We start from the raw sequence: 15,807 nt of genomic DNA, 5'->3' as shown, positions 1-15,807 counted from the left end.
CCCCTAGCTCATTACTGGCCGGTAAGTTCATACTGGTGGGGATGAAGCCAGATTTCGATGTCCTGATCATTGGTTCGGGTTTCGGCGGCAGTGTCAGCGCGCTGCGGTTGACCGAAAAGGGTTACCGTGTAGGCGTATTGGAGGCTGGCCGCCGCTATTCTGACGCGGAATTCGCCAAAACGTCGTGGGATCTGCGCAAGTTCCTCTGGGCTCCCAGGCTGGGCTGCTACGGCATCCAGCGGATTCACCCGCTGAAAAACGTGATGATCCTGGCCGGCGCCGGAGTGGGCGGCGGGTCGCTGAACTACGCCAACACGCTGTATGTGCCGCCGGACCCGTTCTTCAACGATCAGCAGTGGTCGCACATCACCGATTGGCGCGGCGAGCTGATGCCGCACTACCTGCAGGCGCAGCGGATGCTGGGTGTGGTCGAGAATCCGACGTTCACCGATGCCGACCGGATCGTCAAGGAAGTGGCCGACGACATGGGGTGCGGGGACACGTTTGTGCCGACCCCGGTCGGAGTGTTCTTCGGCCCCGACGGAACCAAGACGCCCGGAAAGACGGTGCCCGACCCGTTCTTCGGCGGCGCGGGCCCCGACCGCACCGGTTGCTTGGAATGCGGCTGCTGCATGACGGGCTGCCGCTACGGTGCCAAGAACACGCTGCTCAAGAACTACCTGGGGCTCGCGGAATCGGCTGGGGCACAAGTCATTCCGATGACAACGGTAAAGAGCTTCGAGCAGGGGTCCGACGGGTTGTGGAAGGTCCGCACCGTCCGCACCGGAAGCTGGCTGCGCCGGGATCGGCGCACCTATACCGCAAGCCATGTGATCCTGGCCGCGGGCACTTGGGGGACTCAGCATCTGCTGTTCAAGATGCGCGACAAGGGCCGGTTGCCGCGTCTTTCAACGCGTTTGGGTGTTTTAACCCGGACCAATTCGGAATCGATCGTCGGCGCCGGACGGTTGAAGGTCTCCCCGGATCTGGACTTGACGCATGGGGTGGCGATCACGTCGTCGATTCACCCGACGTCGGACACTCATGTCGAACCCGTCCGTTACGGCAAGGGCTCCAACGCGATGGGGCTGCTGCAGACCTTGATGACCGACGGCCCCGGCCCGCAAGGTACCGACGTGCCGCGCTGGAGGCAGTTGCTCGACACCGCGGGTGCGGACCCGCGCACGATGTTGCGGTTGCTCAATCCCCGTCAGTGGAGCGAACGCACGGTGATCGCACTGGTCATGCAGCACCTGGACAACTCGATCACCACGTTCACCAAGCGCGGAAAGCTGGGCATCCGCTGGTACTCCAGCAAGCAGGGGCACGGCGAGCCGAACCCGTCGTGGATCCCGGCCGGCAACGAGGTCACCCGCCGCATCGCCGCCAAGATCGACGGCGTTGCCGGCGGTACCTGGGGCGAGCTGTTCAACATTCCGCTGACCGCGCACTTCCTCGGCGGTGCCGTGATCGGCGACGGCCCCGAGCACGGCGTCATCGACCCGTATCACCGCGTCTACGGCTATCCGTCGCTGCTGGTGGTGGATGGCGCGGCGATTTCGGCGAATCTGGGCGTCAACCCGTCGCTGTCGATCACCGCGCAAGCCGAGCGGGCCGCCTCGCTGTGGCCGAATAAGGGCGAGATCGATCAGCGGCCGCTGCAGGGCGATGCCTACCGCCGGCTGGACCCGATTGCACCGCAGCACCCGGTGGTGCCGGCGGACGCGCCCGGCGCGCTGCGCTGGTTGCCGATCGACCCCGTCACCTCGGCGAGCTGACCCCTCGCTAGCTCGCGATCACCTCGAGCGGTGCGCCCTTGACCACCCGGCTGCGCTCGCCGTGCACGTTGACCGGCACGTCGCCCATCAGCGTGACTCGGTGCATCAGCCGCGGCTGGTCATCGTAGTCGTCGACCGCCCGGTGCTGGGTCGCCCGGTTATCCCAGATGGCCACATCGCCGGCTTCCCAGTTCCAGCGAATAGTGTTCTCGGGCTTAGTGATTCGCTGCTGTAGTAGTTCGAGCAGAACGTTCGACTCGTGGCTGTCCAGGCCGACGAAGTTGCGCACGAAATTGCCGGCGATCAGTGTGCGCTCGCCGGTCTCGGGGTGCACGCGGACCACCGGGTGCTCGGTCTGGAAGTCCTGTCTCTCGAACGCCTGGCGGAACGCTTGCTGCGCGTCGCTCATCGCCAAGGTCGCCTCGGCGCTCACGTAGTCGTGACGGTTGGTGTGCAGCGCCCACAGGTTCTCGACGAGGCGTTGAAGTGGCGCGGGGAGATCCAGATAGGCCGCGGCCGTCGAGGCCCACAGCGTCGATCCGCCGTAGCTGGGCAGGGTGACGGCGCGCAGGATCGACGCCGCCGGGTAGTTCGCGGCGAAGGTGACGTCGGTGTGCCAGCGGTTGGCTTTGCTGTACTCCGAGTCGATCGGCGTGATGACCGGGGCGCCTTTAGCCGCGAGCGCACCTGCCGCCGGGTGCCCGACGGGCGTGCCCAGCAGTCCGCCGAATGCGAGCTGCTTTTGGTCATCGAGGTGGTGCTGGCCGCGGAAGAAGATGACCTTGTGGGTCAGCAGCGCCCCGCGGATCTCCTCGACGGCGGCGCGGTCGAGGTCGCCGTCGAGTTGCACCCCGTCGACCCGAGCGCCGATCCGGCTGCCCAACTTGGTGACGGTCATCTGGTCTGTCATGGCTGTAGTCCCCTTGCTTGAACATCGCGTGTAGTCAATTGACTAAGCCCGAGTGTAGTCGCTTGGCTACAGTTTCGGCAACCCCGTTTGACCTGGCCTTACTGGCCTCCGAGCTGATGGGCCTGGGCGCGTCGGTGAGTGGGCTCGCATCCTGGCGGCTGCGGCGGCGGCGGCAACAGTGCCTTGCGCTGACGGACCGCGATGGTCGTCGGTGAATCCGTCTTGAGCAGGACTTCCTCGCCGGCGTGCCGGATGGCCAGTTCACCGGTGTCCCCGTCGCTGAGGGTGTAGGTCACGTCGGCGTGGTTGGCGTCGACCATCAGCCGGAACTTGCGCCACCGCACCCGAAACCGCAGCCGGGTGATGCCGTCGGGCAGCGCGGGATCGATTTCCAGGATGCCGTCGTCGTCGCGCAGGCCGCCGAAGCCCGCGACGATCGCCATCCAGGCGCCGGCCAGCGATGCCATATGTAACCCGTCACGGGTGTTGGAGTGCAGATCGCGCAGATCGATCAGCGCGGCCTCATACGCGTAGTCGTGCGCGAGCTCTAGATGTCCGACCTCCGCACACATCACGGCCTGACAGCAGGCCGACAGCGACGAGTCGCGCACCGTGCGACGCTCGTAGTAGTCGACGTTGCGGGCCTTCTGTTCGGCAGTGAACGCGTGGCTCTGCCACTGCATGGCAAGCACCAGGTCGGCCTGCTTGATCACCTGCGCCGGGTAGAGCCGCACATACGGCTCATGCAGCAGCAGCGGGTATTTGTGCCGGTTCTCGAAATCCCACTCGGCGAACTTGGTGAAGCCTTCGCACTGCTGGTGGACACCCAGCTCCTCGTCATAAGGAATGTTGACGGAATCGGCCGCGTCGCGCCAGGAGGCCGTCTCCTCGTGGGTGACACCCATCGCCTCGGCTGCCTCGGGGTGGCGGTTGCAGGCGTCGGCGGCGACGACCAGGTTGTGCGCGGCCATCAGATTCGTGAAGACGTTGTCGCGCACGATCGCCGTGTACTCGTCGGGGCCCGTGACGCCCTCCAGGTGCCAGACGCCGTGGCGGTCATGGTGTCCGAGCGACATCCACAGCCGGGCCGTCTCGATCAGCACCGTCAGGCCGCAGTCGGCCTCCAGCGACTGGTCGCCGGTGACGACGCGATAGCGCTCGAAGGCCATCGCGATGTCGGCATTGATGTGGAAGGCCGCGGTGCCGGCCGGCCAGTAGCCGGAACACTCTTGGCCACGGATGGTCCGCCACGGGAAGCTCACGCCCTCGAGGCCGAGTTCTTTCGCGCGGTCCCTGGCCATGTCCATCGTCGACGCCCGCCATCGCAGCGAATCGGCGACCGCGTGCGGCAGCGTGTAGGTCAGCACCGGAAGCACGAAACCCTCGGTGTCCCAGAAGGCGTGGCCGTCGTAGCCTGTTCCGGTCAGCCCCTTGCTGGGGATGGCGCGGCGCTCGGCCCGCGCGCTGGCCTGCACCAGGTGAAACAGCCCGAACCGCACCGCTTGCTGGGATTCGGAGTCGCCTTCGACCTCCACGTCCGCGTTGTCCCAGAAGTCGTCGAGGAACTCCCGCTGGGCTTTCACCAGCCCGTCCCACCCGCTGTACCGGGCGCCGTGCAGCGCGGCGGCGACCTGGTCGCGCAGCGCGGGCCGGGAGCGCTGGCTGGACCAGCCGTACGCCAGATATTTGACGATGCGCAGCGTCTGCCCGGGGCGCAGCCCGCAGATCACGGTGGTTCGCGCCAGGTCGGGCCCTGCGTCGTTGGTGACCTCGACCCGCCCGGGAACTTCGACGATGTGATCCATCCCCGCGGCCATCATCAGCTGGCTGGCCCGGGTCCGGTGCATCAGCAGCGCCCCGCAGTCGGTCTCGTCGTGTTCGACGGCCTCCAGCGGCTTTTCCAGAATGGCCGCCACCCGGGGGTCCGCCGACGTCGTCGGCTGGTCCTCGTTGGTGACGAGTTCGGATTGCACCGTGACGCGGACGAACTCGTTGACCGCCTCGACGCAGTACTCGATGGCGGCCACACTGCGGTGGGCCAGCGACACCAGCCGGGTGGAGGTGACCTTGATTTCCTTGCCCACCGGCGAACGCCAGTGCGCGTTGCGGGTCAGCGTCCCGGCCTTCAGGTCGAGGACACGTTCGTGCGAGATGAGCTCGCCGTACCGGACGTCGAAGGGCTCGTCCTCGACGAACAGGCGAATGATCTTGCCGTTGGTCACGTCGACGACGGTCTGGCCGGCCTCCGGGTAGCCGTAGCCGGCCTCGGCGTAGGGCAGCGGCCGGATCTCGTAGAAGGAGTTCAGGTAGGTGCCCGGCAGGCCGTACGGTTCGCCCTCATCGAGGTTGCCGCGCAGCCCAATGTGCCCATTAGACAAGGCGAATAGCGATTCGGACTGGGCGATCAGGTTCAGGTCGAGCCGCGTCTCGCGGATCACCCACGGTTCGACGGGGAAGGCCTCCTGGGTGATCATGCCTGGACCCCGGTTGAATTCCCTAGCAACTCGGCGAGGTCGGTCACCACGACGTCGGCGCCGTTTTTGCGAAGATCTTCGGCCTGGCCCACTCTGTCGACACCCACCACGTAGCCGAAATTACCGGCACGGCCGGCCGCCACTCCCGACAGCGCGTCCTCGAACACCGCGGCCGCGTCGGGGGCGACGTCGAGCAGTTGCGCCCCCCGCAGATAGGAGTCGGGCGCCGGTTTGCCTTTGATGTGTTCCTCGCGCAGCGTCACCCCGTCCACCCGCTTCTGGACGAACCGGTCCAGCCCGGTGATCTCGAGCACCTCCCGGGTGTTCGCGCTCGACGACACGACGGCGATGCCCAGCCCCGCGTCCGTGGCGGCCTCCAGGTACCGGCGCGACCCGTCGAACACCTCGACGCCGTCGCGGTCGAGGACCTTTTGGAACATGTCGTTCTTGCGGTTGCCCAGGCCGTAAACCGTTTCGGCGTCGCCGGAGTCGTCGGGACTGCCGTCGGGCAGCTCGATTCCCCGGCTCTGCAGAAACGACCGGACCCCGTCTTCCCGCTTCTTGCCGTCGACGTATTTGCGATAGTCCGCGGCGGCGTCGAAGGGGACGAACTTCTCCCCGGTGCGCTCGGCTCGCTGGGACAGATAAGCGTCGAACATGGCCTTCCAGGCCTTGGTATGCACGCTCGCGGTATCGGTGAGCACACCGTCGAGGTCGAACAAGCAGGCGCGCACCTTCTCTGGCAGACCCAGCACAGAGCATCCCCACTGTAGGAGTGGTCGGGCGATAACCACTTCATCATGCTTGCCTGTATGCCGCCAGCGAACGCTCATGTTGTTCAACTCGCCCGCGCGACTCCTTGGATGACCCGCAGCCGTCCGTCCGACAACGCAGCGGTCAGGTTTTCGGCCTTGCGAGCGAAATCGGCCACGAATGTCTGCAGACCCAGCGGGTTGGCCGGCTGTGCCAGGAGTGTTTGCATCAGCGCGCTCGCCGGTTCGGTGAGGTCGTTCCAGTGTTCGACGGTGAAGCCGGCGGACTCGAGGACGGCGCGCAAGTCGTCGGGGCTGACCAGATGGCTGTGTGCCGACCGATCGGCCCACGGCAGGGGATAGGAGAGTTCGCGATTGTCGCCAATGGTGATGTCCCACAAGGCAAGGCGGCCCCCGTTTACCAGCACCCGGCGAGCCTCGGAGTACAGGCGGACCTTGTCGGCCACGTTCATCTGAACATGCTGGCTGATGGCGATGTCGAAGCCGGCGTCGGCGAAGGGGAGTGCGGTGACGTCGCCCTGATGAACCGATATCCGGTGGTTTAGGCCGACGAGTCGATTGAGCCAACGGTGTGTTTCGCAGTATTCGTCGGTGAGGTCGACGGCGGTGACGGTGCAGCCGAAGCGGTCGGCGATGTAGCGCGCGGTGCCGCCGACTCCGCTGCCCGCGTCCAGCACCGAACTGTCGCTGGTGATTCCAGCCAGGTCGACCAGTTGAGCGGTCGCCATGCGGCCCATGGTGTGGAAGTCCTCCACCAGGTCCAGGTCGGCGGGTACCAGGTGCTCGAGGTCCTTTCCGGCGGTGAGCAACGCCTGCTCGATGTTGTGCCGCGAGAGGCCGGTCGAATACTGGGTTCCGATCGCAGTCATGCCCTTTCCCTTTCTAAGTGACGTGCTTTTTCCAATTCACGAGCCGGCAACAGCCCCGCGACGACGATTGCGGCAGTCAGTGCGATGCCCGCGCACACCAGTGAGCCCACTTGCAGGCCGTCCAGGAACGCGTGGTTGACGGCGTCGCGCACCGGACCGGCGTGCTGCGCGGGTAGCTGTTCGATCACCTTGTACGCCACAGCCATTGAGTTGCGCATCGCTGAGCGCACCTCGGCCGGCAATGCGGCCAGCGACGGTGCCGAGCCGATCTGAGCGGAGTAGACCGAGGCGAAGACGCTGCCCACGATCGCCACGCCCAGGGTGCCGCCGAGCTCGCGCGTGGTGTCGTTGACGGCGGAGCCGATGCCGGCCTTGTCGGCCGGCAGCGACCCCATGATCGCCTCGGTGGCCGGCGCAAACGTCAGGCCCAGGCCACCGCCGAGAAACAGCATCTGCGTGGCGATTTCGACGTAGCTCGTCGCGGCATCGGCGGTGGACGCCCAGGCCAGGCCGGCCGCGAACACGGTCAGGCCCCCGGCCACGACGGCGGTGGTGCCTATTCGCTCCACCAACCGCGGCCCCAGGATGCTGGCCAGCGCGATCGATATGGCGACCGGCAGCAATCGCACACCACTCTGAAATGCGTTGTATTCCTTGATGAATTGGAAGTACTGGGTGATCACGAAGATGAAGCCGAACAGCGTCAGGAAGCCGGCGGTCACCGCCAGGCTGCCCCCGGAGAACCGGCGGTTGGAGAACACCGTGATGTCCAGCATGGGATGCGTGCTGCGCTGCTCGGCCAACGCGAACCCGATCAGCAGGGCGGTGGCCACAGCGAAGCCGATCGCGGCCCGGGTGCTGGTCCAACCCCACGACGGCGCCTCGATGACGGTATAGACCAGCGCGGTGACGCCGGCGGCCGACAGCAGCAGCCCGGGGACGTCGACGCGTGGTGCGGCGGGATCGCGGGAGGTCGGGACGAACAACACACCGCCGATGATGGCGACCGCCGCGATCGGGATGTTGACCATGAAGATGGCGCCCCACCAGAAGTGTTCGAGTAACCAGCCGCCGCTGATCGGTCCCACCGCCACCCCGACACCGACCATGGCTGCCCATAGTCCGATCGCCTTGGCGCGGGGGGCCGGGTCGGTGAAGATGTTGGTGATCAGGCCCAGCGTGGTCGGGAAGATCACCGCCGCGCCGACACCCATCGCGGCACGTGCCGCGATCAGCTGATCCGCGGAATTCGCCTGTGCCGCAAGCCCTGACGTGATCGCAAACAGCGCGAGCCCGGCATTGAGCCAGCCGCGTCTGCCGAATCGGTCGCTGAAGCTGCCGGCCGACAACAGCAGTCCGGACATGACCAGTGTGTACGCGTCGACGATCCATTGCAGCTGGGCGGTATCGGCATTGAGTTCGCGCGACAGCGTAGGCAGAGCGACGTTGACGATGGTGGCGTCGACGCTGATGACGAAGACGCCTAGGCAGATGACGGCGAGCGCCAGGATCCTTCGCATGGACAAGACGGTAAATCTGATAGACAAGGAAATCAAGTAATAGATGGAAAAATATGTCTTCCGCGGTAAGGTGGGGTGGTGCGGACTCGCAACTACAACCAGAACTGCCCGATCGCGCGTGGACTTGACGTCCTCGGTGAGCGGTGGACGCTGCTGATCCTGCGCGAGTTGGTCGGTGGAGCCCACCGCTATTCGGACCTGCGCGCGCAACTGCCCGGCATCGCAACCAATTTGCTCGCCGAGCGACTCACCGAGCTGCAAGACGCCGGGCTGGTTGACCGGGCGGACTTGCCGGCGCCGATCGGGCGCACCGTCTACACCCTCAGCGACCTGGGCTGGCAGCGGGTGCTGCCCATCCTGCAGACCCTCGCATGGTTCGGCCTGGATCGGCTGGATCCGATCGACGACGGGCCGGCATCGCCGCTGAACGGGTTTCTTGCCGGCGTCCTGCTCGGCTTCGACTCGGGTAGGGCGGCGGGGTTAGAGGCGACCTGCCGGGCCGAGATCGACGGCCGGCGTTTCGACTTCGCGGTCACGCAGGGGCGCCTGGCCGGCGCTCAGGGCGAACCATTGGTGACGATCACCGCCGCCGCGGCGGATCTGGTGACCGCCCGTCTGGGCCGAAGCGATGCCAAACGGAAGGCGGCGCTGCGGCGCATCACCGTGACGGGCGACCCGGCCGCCGTCGACGCGGTGCGCGCGAGCTTTTCGCTATAGCGGGTCCCCGGTCAGCCCCGGGATTCGACCAGGGCATCGATGAGTGCCTGGGCGATGAACTTGCCGTAGCGGCTGGCCGACCAACCGCGTTCGAGGACGAGAAGCTCGTAGAGCTCGGGTGCGTGATAGGTCCACAGGACATCGCGGGCTTCTTTGGCGCTGACTCGTAGCTGTCCCGTCCCGGCGAGACCGGATGCGAACATCGTCATGCCAGCCAGCGTTTCCTGCCGGATCTGCTTCCAGACCTCACCGGCGTCTGGCGACGACGCGGCACCATCGCGCGCGAGTAGCTGGACCGGCGCGCTGTGCGGCATGGTGGCGGCCAGGTGCTCGGCATACATCTCCAGCTTGCGAGTCGCTTCGGCCTCATCGGCCACGTTTTTTATCACGTCTCTTTGGACCATCGGAATCGGCTCGTCGTCGCCGGCGACCGCCACATCGAAGACCGCTTTCAGCACGCCCGCCTTCGTCGCGAAGGCCTTGTACACCGTTTCGACCGACACGGTGGCGTCCCGCGCGATTTCGGCGATCGTCGTCGCCGCATAGCCCTGGGCCAGGAATCGCTGCCGGGCCGCCGCGAGCACCGCGTGCCGGTTCTGCTGGGCCTGTTGGCGCCGACGGGTCGAGTCGTAGCGGCGCGGAGGCAGGCTATTGACAGATCCCATAATTAAGTACAATCTCCTGTATTGAATATAAGCTACTGTATTAGAGTAGGAAACGTGACATGACAAGTGCAACATGCTCCGCCGCCAGCCTGTCGGACGGCGACCCCATCGCGGTAGCGCGTGCCCTGGTGCCCGAGATCGCGCGGCGCGCCGACGAGGCCGAGGCGCTCGGAACATTGCCGCTGGATCTGGTCGAGCGCCTGCGCGCGGCCGGCATCTTCCGCGCGGTACAACCGCGCTCGCTGGGCGGATTTGAAGTGCCCCCGGTCGAGTACATCCAGATGATCGAGGAATTGGCGCATGCCGACGGTTCGACGGGTTGGATCGCTGCCATCGGCGGCGGTGCGCCGACGTTCAGCGCCTGGCTCGAACCGACTGTCGCCACGGAATTGTTTGGTTCGGACGCCGACTTTTTGTCGGCCACGGTGTTCTCGCCCACCGGGCATGCCGTCCCGGACGGTGGCGGCCGGTTCGACATCGACGGGCGGTGGCCGTTTGCCAGCGGTTCCCGGCATGCCGAGTGGATGCTGGGCGGGATGTTCGTCTTCGACGATGGCACGCCGCGAATGCTCCCCGAGCAGGGCCCCGACTGGCGCCTCGCGTTCTTCCCGCGCGCTGACGCCGAGATCGACGACAACTGGGATGTCCTGGGGCTGCGCGCCACTGGCAGCAACGACGTGGTCGCCCGAGGCCTCAAAGTCCCCGAAGAACACACCATCAGCCCGTTCTTCCAGCCGGCCCGCCAGGACGGCCCGTTGTGGAGGATTCCGTTCTTCACGCTCGTCGGGATCGGGATGGTCGGTGCCCCGCTCGGGATCGCGCGACGCGCACTCGACGAATTCGCCGGTCTCGCGCCGACGAAGACACGTGCCGGCACGGTCCAGCTGCTGGCCGAGGACTCCGCCGTCCAGGTCGAGTTCGCCAGGGCTGAAGCCGGTTTGGCCTCGGCGCGAGCCTTCGTTCTCGATGAGGCCAATGCACTGACCGAAACCGCCTGCGCCGGCGATCCACCATCGCTGCAGCAGCGCGCCCGCTTCCAGCTTGCCGCCCAACAGGCGATGCGTGCGGCACGTCAAGCGGTCGATACGACGTTCGACTTGACCGGTGGGAGCGCGGTGCGCGCGGGTCACCCGCTGCAACGCTGCTTTAGGGATCTGCACACCGCCAGCCAGCACGTGTACTTCAGCCCGTCGGCCCTGAAGCGCTACGCCAACACCCGATTCGGCATTGCGCAACCGACCCACCTGATGTAACACCGGCGAAGGTACGGCCCCACCCGGGCAGTCGTGCCAGCCACTAAGCTGGCTGCCGTGCAAGCACCCTCGCCGCGGCCCGTATTGGTGGTCGACTTCGGCGCGCAGTATGCGCAGCTGATCGCCCGTCGTGTTCGCGAAGCGCGAGTCTTTTCCGAGGTCATCCCGCACACCGCCTCGATCGACGAGATCAAAGCCAAGGACCCGGTGGCGCTGGTGCTGTCCGGCGGGCCGGCCAGTGTGTACGCCGAAGGCGCCCCGCAACTGGATCCCGCGGTGTTCGACCTTGGCGTGCCGGTGTTCGGCATCTGCTACGGGTTCCAGGCGATGGCGCAGGCGCTGGGCGGGACCGTCGCGCACACCGGCACTAGCGAATACGGTCGCACCGAACTGAAAGTGATTGGTGGCGAGCTACATTCGGGACTGCCCGCGGTGCAGCCGGTCTGGATGAGTCACGGTGACGCGGTCACGGCGGCGCCCGCGGGTTTCGACGTGGTGGCCAGCAGCTCCGGCGCGGCGGTCGCCGGCTTCGAGAACCGGGCCCGGCGGTTGGCCGGCGTGCAGTACCACCCGGAGGTGATGCACAGCCCGCACGGACAGCAGGTGCTCAGCCGGTTTCTGCACGACTTCGCCGGTCTCGGAGCCCAGTGGACTGCCGCCAACATCGCCGAGGCGCTGACCGAACAGGTGCGCGCCCAGATCGGCGACGGCCATGCGATCTGCGGGCTGTCCGGCGGGGTGGACTCCGCGGTGGCCGCGGCGCTGGTGCAGCGCGCCATCGGAGACCGGCTGACGTGTGTCTTCGTCGACCACGGGCTGTTGCGCGCCGGTGAGCGCGCCCAGGTGCAGCGCGACTTCGTCGCCGCCACCGGCGCCAACCTGGTCACCGTCGACGCCGCCGATACCTTCCTCGAGGCGCTGGCGGGTGTGACCAACCCCGAGGGCAAGCGCAAGATCATCGGCCGCCAGTTCATCCGGGCGTTCGAGGGTGCGGTTCGAGACATCGTGGCCGCCGACGGCTCGGGTGTCGACTTCCTGGTACAGGGCACGCTGTATCCGGACGTGGTGGAGTCCGGCGGGGGCAGCGGGACCGCGAACATCAAGAGCCACCACAACGTCGGTGGTCTGCCCGACGACCTGAAGTTCAAGCTCGTCGAGCCGTTGCGGCTGCTGTTCAAAGACGAGGTGCGCGCCGTTGGACGGGAGCTGGGGCTGCCCGAGGAAATCGTTGGGCGCCAGCCCTTTCCGGGCCCGGGACTGGGTATCCGGATCGTCGGCGAGGTCACCGCTAAGCGGCTGGACACGCTGCGGCGCGCCGACTCGATCGCCCGCGAGGAGCTGACCGCCGCCGGCTTGGACAACCTGATCTGGCAGTGCCCGGTGGTGCTGCTGGGCGAGGTGCGCTCGGTCGGCGTGCAGGGCGACGGCCGCACCTACGGGCACCCGATCGTGCTGCGGCCGGTGTCCAGCGAGGATGCCATGACGGCCGACTGGACCCGGGTGCCCTATGAGGTGCTCGAACGCATCTCGACCCGGATCACCAACGAGGTGGCCGAGGTCAACCGAGTGGTGCTGGACATCACCAGCAAGCCGCCCGGCACCATCGAATGGGAATAGCGGCGGCGTTCGGATAGCTACTCCACGAATTCGCTTCTGCCATAAGCAATGCCGGCCGCGTTCCAGTCGCCGCCGGATTCGACGACCAGTCGTCGGGCCACATCGCGATCGCCGTTTACAGCGACCAGGATCAGGGTGTGGTCGGTCGCGGTGACGGATGCGCCCCGCAGCCGATTGCGGGCCGCCGGGTCGGCCGCCAGCGCGGTGCCAATGCGCTCGATGTCGACGCCCAGCACGGTGATGAGGATCGCGTTCTGCTCCGCCGCATGCTGCGGCAGGTAGTCGAAGGACAGCACCGATTCCTGGTCGAACTGACGGCGCACGGCCTCGGCGGCGGTGTGCAGGGCGGGCTCGTCGGCGCCGCACAGATGAAATTCGCGGGACCGTTCAAAGATGACCCGCTGCTGCGCGTCCGACCAGTACACCCCGTCGAGCGGGGTCGACCCCGTTACCGCGACGCCGCCCTGGGTGATCGTCATGTCGGCCTGCGGCTCGAACAGCGGATCGGCGTTGTCGGTGACGAAGAACTCTGCCGGTTGGCAGGGCGCGGCCTGGCTCGGCGCCGGAAAAGCGACACCAAAAAGCACCAGGAGCCACAGCAGCACCGAGCGCATAAAGCAGCCTCTTACGTTTCTTGACGCTGTCGGAGGGTGGGTGTTTACTCTCGAACATACATTCCAAAAAGATTGAAGATATGCTGGTAGGAGGCTTGTATGACGGCGGCTGTCGCCTCCAACCAGGATCGCACCGAACAGCTCGAATCGCTACGCCGGCAGATCGCGGTGTTGTCCGGAAAGTCGCCCGAGAAGGCGCCTGTCGCCCGCCTCGATGACCTGCTGCCGGAATCGGAATCCCAACTGCCGGTCCCGCAGTGGCTGGCCGACGCGCTGCCCACGCAGTTGCCCCGGGGGACGGTGGCGGTGCTATCGGGGGCGCGGTCACTGCTACTGAGCATGGTCGCCGCGGTGACGGCGGCCGGAGGAAACGCGGCCATCGTCGGCCAGCCGGATATCGGACTGCTGGCCGCGGTGGAGATGGGGGCGGACCTGAGCCGGCTCGCGGTGATACCGGATCCCGGAACCGATCCGGTGGAGGTGGCCGCGGTGCTCGTCGACGGCATGGATTTGGTGGTGCTCGGTCTGGGCGGGCGCCGGGTGCCACTGAGCCGGGCGCGGGCAGTGGTGGCTCGCGCCCGGCTCAAGGGCTGCACCCTGCTGGTCACCGACGGCGACTGGCAAGGAGCGCCGACGCGGCTTGTCGCCCGGGTCTGCGGCTATGAGATCACTGCGGGTGACCGGGGTACCCCCGTCTGCGGATTCGGACGAATCAGCGGAGTGCGGCTGCAGGTCAGTGGGGTGTGCGCGGGCAGACGGGTGATCGGCCGAACGCGAACCGGGTGAATTCGGATGTCTTCCCGGGTGCTGGCCATCTGGTGCATGGATTGGCCTGCCGTCGCGGCGGCAGCAGCGGCGGGCCAATCCGTGACGACCCCGATCGCGGTCACTTTGGCCAACCGGGTGATCGCCTGCTCGTCGGCCGCGCGTGCAGCCGGTGTGCGGCGGGGGTTGCGACGCCGGGAGGCCGCGGCCCGCTGTCCCCACTTGCACGTCGCCACCGCCGACGCGGACCGCGACGCCCGCTTTTTCGAAGGGGTGGTTGCGGCGGTCGACGATTTGGTGCCCCGGGCCGAGGTGCTGCGGCCCGGGCTCCTGGTGTTGCCGGTGCGCGGAGCGGCCCGTTATTTCGGGTCCGAGGCCACCGCCGCCGAGCGGCTGATCGACGCGGTGGCCGCGGCCGGCGCCGAGTGCCAGGTCGGGGTCGCCGACCAGTTGTCCACCGCGGTCTTCGCCGCAAGGGCCGGTCGCATCGTCGCGGTGGGCGGCGATGCGAAATTTCTGTCGGTGCTGTCGATCCGGCAGCTGGCCACCGAGCCGAGTTTGTCCGGTCCGGGGCGAGAAGAGCTCACGGATCTGTTGTGGCGGTTGGGGATTCGAACCATCGGGCAGTTCGCTGCGTTGTCTGCTACCGACGTGACTTCCAGGTTCGGCATCGACGGGCGCAGCGCACACCGGTTCGCCCGCGGCGAACCAGAGCGGGGACCGTCCGGGCGGGAGCCACCGGCCGAGCTCGAGGCCGTGCTGGACTGCGATCCGCCGATCGACCGGGTCGACGCCGCGGCATTCGCCGGGCGTTCGCTGGCCGGCGCGCTGCACCAGATGCTGATGTCCGCCGGACTGGGCTGTACCCGGTTGTCCATTCATGCCGTCACCGCCAACGGCGAGGAATTGACCCGGGTGTGGCGGTGCGCCGAGCCGTTGACCGAGGACGCCACCGCCGATCGAGTGCGCTGGCAACTGGACGGGTGGTTGAGCAGCCGGGCCGCCCGCAACCCCCGCCCGACGGCGCCGGTGACATTGCTGCGGCTGCAGGCGGTGGAGGTGGTGTCGGCCGGGGCGCTGCAGCTGCCGTTATGGGGTGGCCTCGGCGACGAGGGCAGGCTGCGGGCACGCCGGGCGCTGGTACGAGTGCAGGGCCTGCTCGGCCCGGAGGCGGTACGGGTGCCGGTGCTGTCCGGAGGCCGCGGGCCGGCCGAACGCATCACCTTGACCCCGCTGGGCCTAATAGATCCTGAGCCGGGGCCGCACGCTGACCCGGGACTGCCGTGGCCCGGCCAGCTGCCGGATCCGTCGCCGGCGGTACTGCTCGATGACCCGGTGGAATTACTTGACGCCCAAGGTAACTCGATACGGGTAACCGGCCGGGGGATGTTCTCCGCCGCCCCCGCGCGCCTGGTCGCCCGCGGCCAGGACGACCCACTGCGCTGGTGGGCCGGGCCTTGGCCGGTCGACGAGCGGTGGTGGGATACCGACCGATCGGCAGGCCGCACGGCCCGCGCCCAGGTATTGCTGGAAAGCGAACGCGCGTTGCTGCTGTGCTATCGCCAGCGGCGGTGGTACCTCGAAGGGATCTACGAGTAAGGCGGTGTCAGTACCGGCCGAAAGCCACGGCCACGTTGTGGCCTCCGAATCCGAACGAGTTGTTGATCGCATACCGGTAGTTGCCCGGCCACGGCTTGCCCGACACCACGTCCAAGTCGATCTCAGGGTCGAGATTCTCCAGGTTCAGTGTCGGCGGAACCACCTGATCCCGCAGCGCAAGCACGGTCAGGATCGACTCCACCGCGCCAACCGCGCCCACCGAGTGACCCAGCGCGGCCTTGGGTGCATACAC

The 15,807-nt window shown here is 67.2% G+C and carries 13 protein-coding genes and 1 pseudogene; 6 read left to right on the top strand and 8 right to left on the bottom strand.

Going from position 1 to position 15,807, the window contains the following annotated elements; translation table 11 throughout:
* Positions 1-41 precede the first annotated feature (41 nt).
* A complete protein-coding gene (locus tag DB708_RS05950) occupies positions 42-1,778 on the top strand; it encodes a GMC oxidoreductase (RefSeq protein ID WP_108921038.1) in 1,737 nt (578 codons plus the stop codon).
* Between the two features lie 7 nt (positions 1,779-1,785).
* Here the strand turns inward: DB708_RS05950 and DB708_RS05945 are convergent, their stop codons facing one another.
* From DB708_RS05945 to DB708_RS05925, 5 genes are all read right to left on the bottom strand, one after another.
* The gene (locus DB708_RS05945) at positions 1,786-2,688 is read right to left on the bottom strand and encodes a TauD/TfdA dioxygenase family protein (protein WP_108921037.1); all 903 of its coding nucleotides are present in this window, start codon (positions 2,686-2,688) and stop codon (positions 1,786-1,788) included.
* A gap of 98 nt (positions 2,689-2,786) precedes the next feature.
* Positions 2,787-5,162, bottom strand: coding sequence for a glycoside hydrolase family 65 protein (locus tag DB708_RS05940; RefSeq protein WP_108921036.1), 2,376 nt, complete (start codon positions 5,160-5,162; stop codon positions 2,787-2,789).
* Positions 5,159-5,956 carry a beta-phosphoglucomutase family hydrolase gene (locus DB708_RS05935; protein ID WP_235616648.1) on the bottom strand — a complete coding sequence of 266 codons (798 nt, stop codon included), beginning with the start codon at positions 5,954-5,956 and terminating at the stop codon, positions 5,159-5,161. The genes DB708_RS05940 and DB708_RS05935 overlap by 4 nt, the downstream gene beginning before the upstream one ends.
* A gap of 44 nt (positions 5,957-6,000) precedes the next feature.
* Positions 6,001-6,804: a class I SAM-dependent methyltransferase gene (locus DB708_RS05930; protein WP_108921034.1), complete on the bottom strand. Its 804-nt coding sequence runs from the start codon at positions 6,802-6,804 to the stop codon at positions 6,001-6,003.
* Positions 6,801-8,324 (bottom strand): DHA2 family efflux MFS transporter permease subunit, encoded by a 1,524-nt coding sequence (locus DB708_RS05925; RefSeq protein ID WP_108921033.1) that lies wholly within the window; start codon positions 8,322-8,324, stop codon positions 6,801-6,803. Before DB708_RS05925 ends, DB708_RS05930 begins: the two co-directional genes overlap by 4 nt.
* 78 nt (positions 8,325-8,402) lie before the next feature.
* Between DB708_RS05925 and DB708_RS05920 the strand changes: the two genes are divergently transcribed.
* Positions 8,403-9,041, top strand: a complete 639-nt coding sequence (locus tag DB708_RS05920) for a winged helix-turn-helix transcriptional regulator (RefSeq protein WP_108921152.1) — start codon at positions 8,403-8,405, stop codon at positions 9,039-9,041.
* A gap of 11 nt (positions 9,042-9,052) precedes the next feature.
* On the opposite strand, the gene DB708_RS05915 is transcribed toward DB708_RS05920, so the two are convergent.
* On the bottom strand, positions 9,053-9,706 hold the full coding sequence (locus DB708_RS05915; RefSeq protein ID WP_108921032.1) for a TetR/AcrR family transcriptional regulator: 654 nt from the start codon (positions 9,704-9,706) through the stop codon (positions 9,053-9,055).
* A gap of 59 nt (positions 9,707-9,765) precedes the next feature.
* Between DB708_RS05915 and DB708_RS05910 the strand changes: the two genes are divergently transcribed.
* Together DB708_RS05910 and guaA are read left to right on the top strand one after the other, a co-directional pair.
* Positions 9,766-10,959: an acyl-CoA dehydrogenase family protein gene (locus DB708_RS05910; protein WP_108921031.1), complete on the top strand. Its 1,194-nt coding sequence runs from the start codon at positions 9,766-9,768 to the stop codon at positions 10,957-10,959.
* A 57-nt stretch (positions 10,960-11,016) separates the two neighbouring features.
* Positions 11,017-12,576 carry a glutamine-hydrolyzing GMP synthase gene (gene guaA, locus DB708_RS05905; protein ID WP_108921030.1) on the top strand — a complete coding sequence of 520 codons (1,560 nt, stop codon included), beginning with the start codon at positions 11,017-11,019 and terminating at the stop codon, positions 12,574-12,576.
* Between the two features lie 17 nt (positions 12,577-12,593).
* On the opposite strand, the gene DB708_RS05900 is transcribed toward guaA, so the two are convergent.
* Positions 12,594-13,190, bottom strand: a complete 597-nt coding sequence (locus tag DB708_RS05900; RefSeq protein ID WP_235616647.1) for a hypothetical protein — start codon at positions 13,188-13,190, stop codon at positions 12,594-12,596.
* A 99-nt stretch (positions 13,191-13,289) separates the two neighbouring features.
* On the opposite strand from DB708_RS05900, the gene DB708_RS05895 reads away from it, so the two are divergent.
* Together DB708_RS05895 and DB708_RS05890 are read left to right on the top strand one after the other, a co-directional pair.
* Entirely contained in the window at positions 13,290-13,976 is a 687-nt protein-coding gene (locus DB708_RS05895) for a hypothetical protein (protein ID WP_108921029.1), read from the top strand.
* The gene (locus DB708_RS05890; protein ID WP_108921028.1) at positions 13,977-15,554 is read left to right on the top strand and encodes a DNA polymerase Y family protein; all 1,578 of its coding nucleotides are present in this window, start codon (positions 13,977-13,979) and stop codon (positions 15,552-15,554) included.
* Between the two features lie 7 nt (positions 15,555-15,561).
* Here the strand turns inward: DB708_RS05890 and DB708_RS05885 are convergent.
* Positions 15,562-15,807, bottom strand: a pseudogene (locus DB708_RS05885) (beta-ketoacyl-ACP synthase); the annotation flags it as partial.

The sequence above is a fragment of the Mycobacterium montefiorense genome, assembly GCF_003112775.1.
Lineage (GTDB): Bacteria > Actinomycetota > Actinomycetes > Mycobacteriales > Mycobacteriaceae > Mycobacterium > Mycobacterium montefiorense.
Note: the sequence above shows the minus strand (reverse complement) of the source record. Positions and strands in the feature narration are given on the sequence as shown.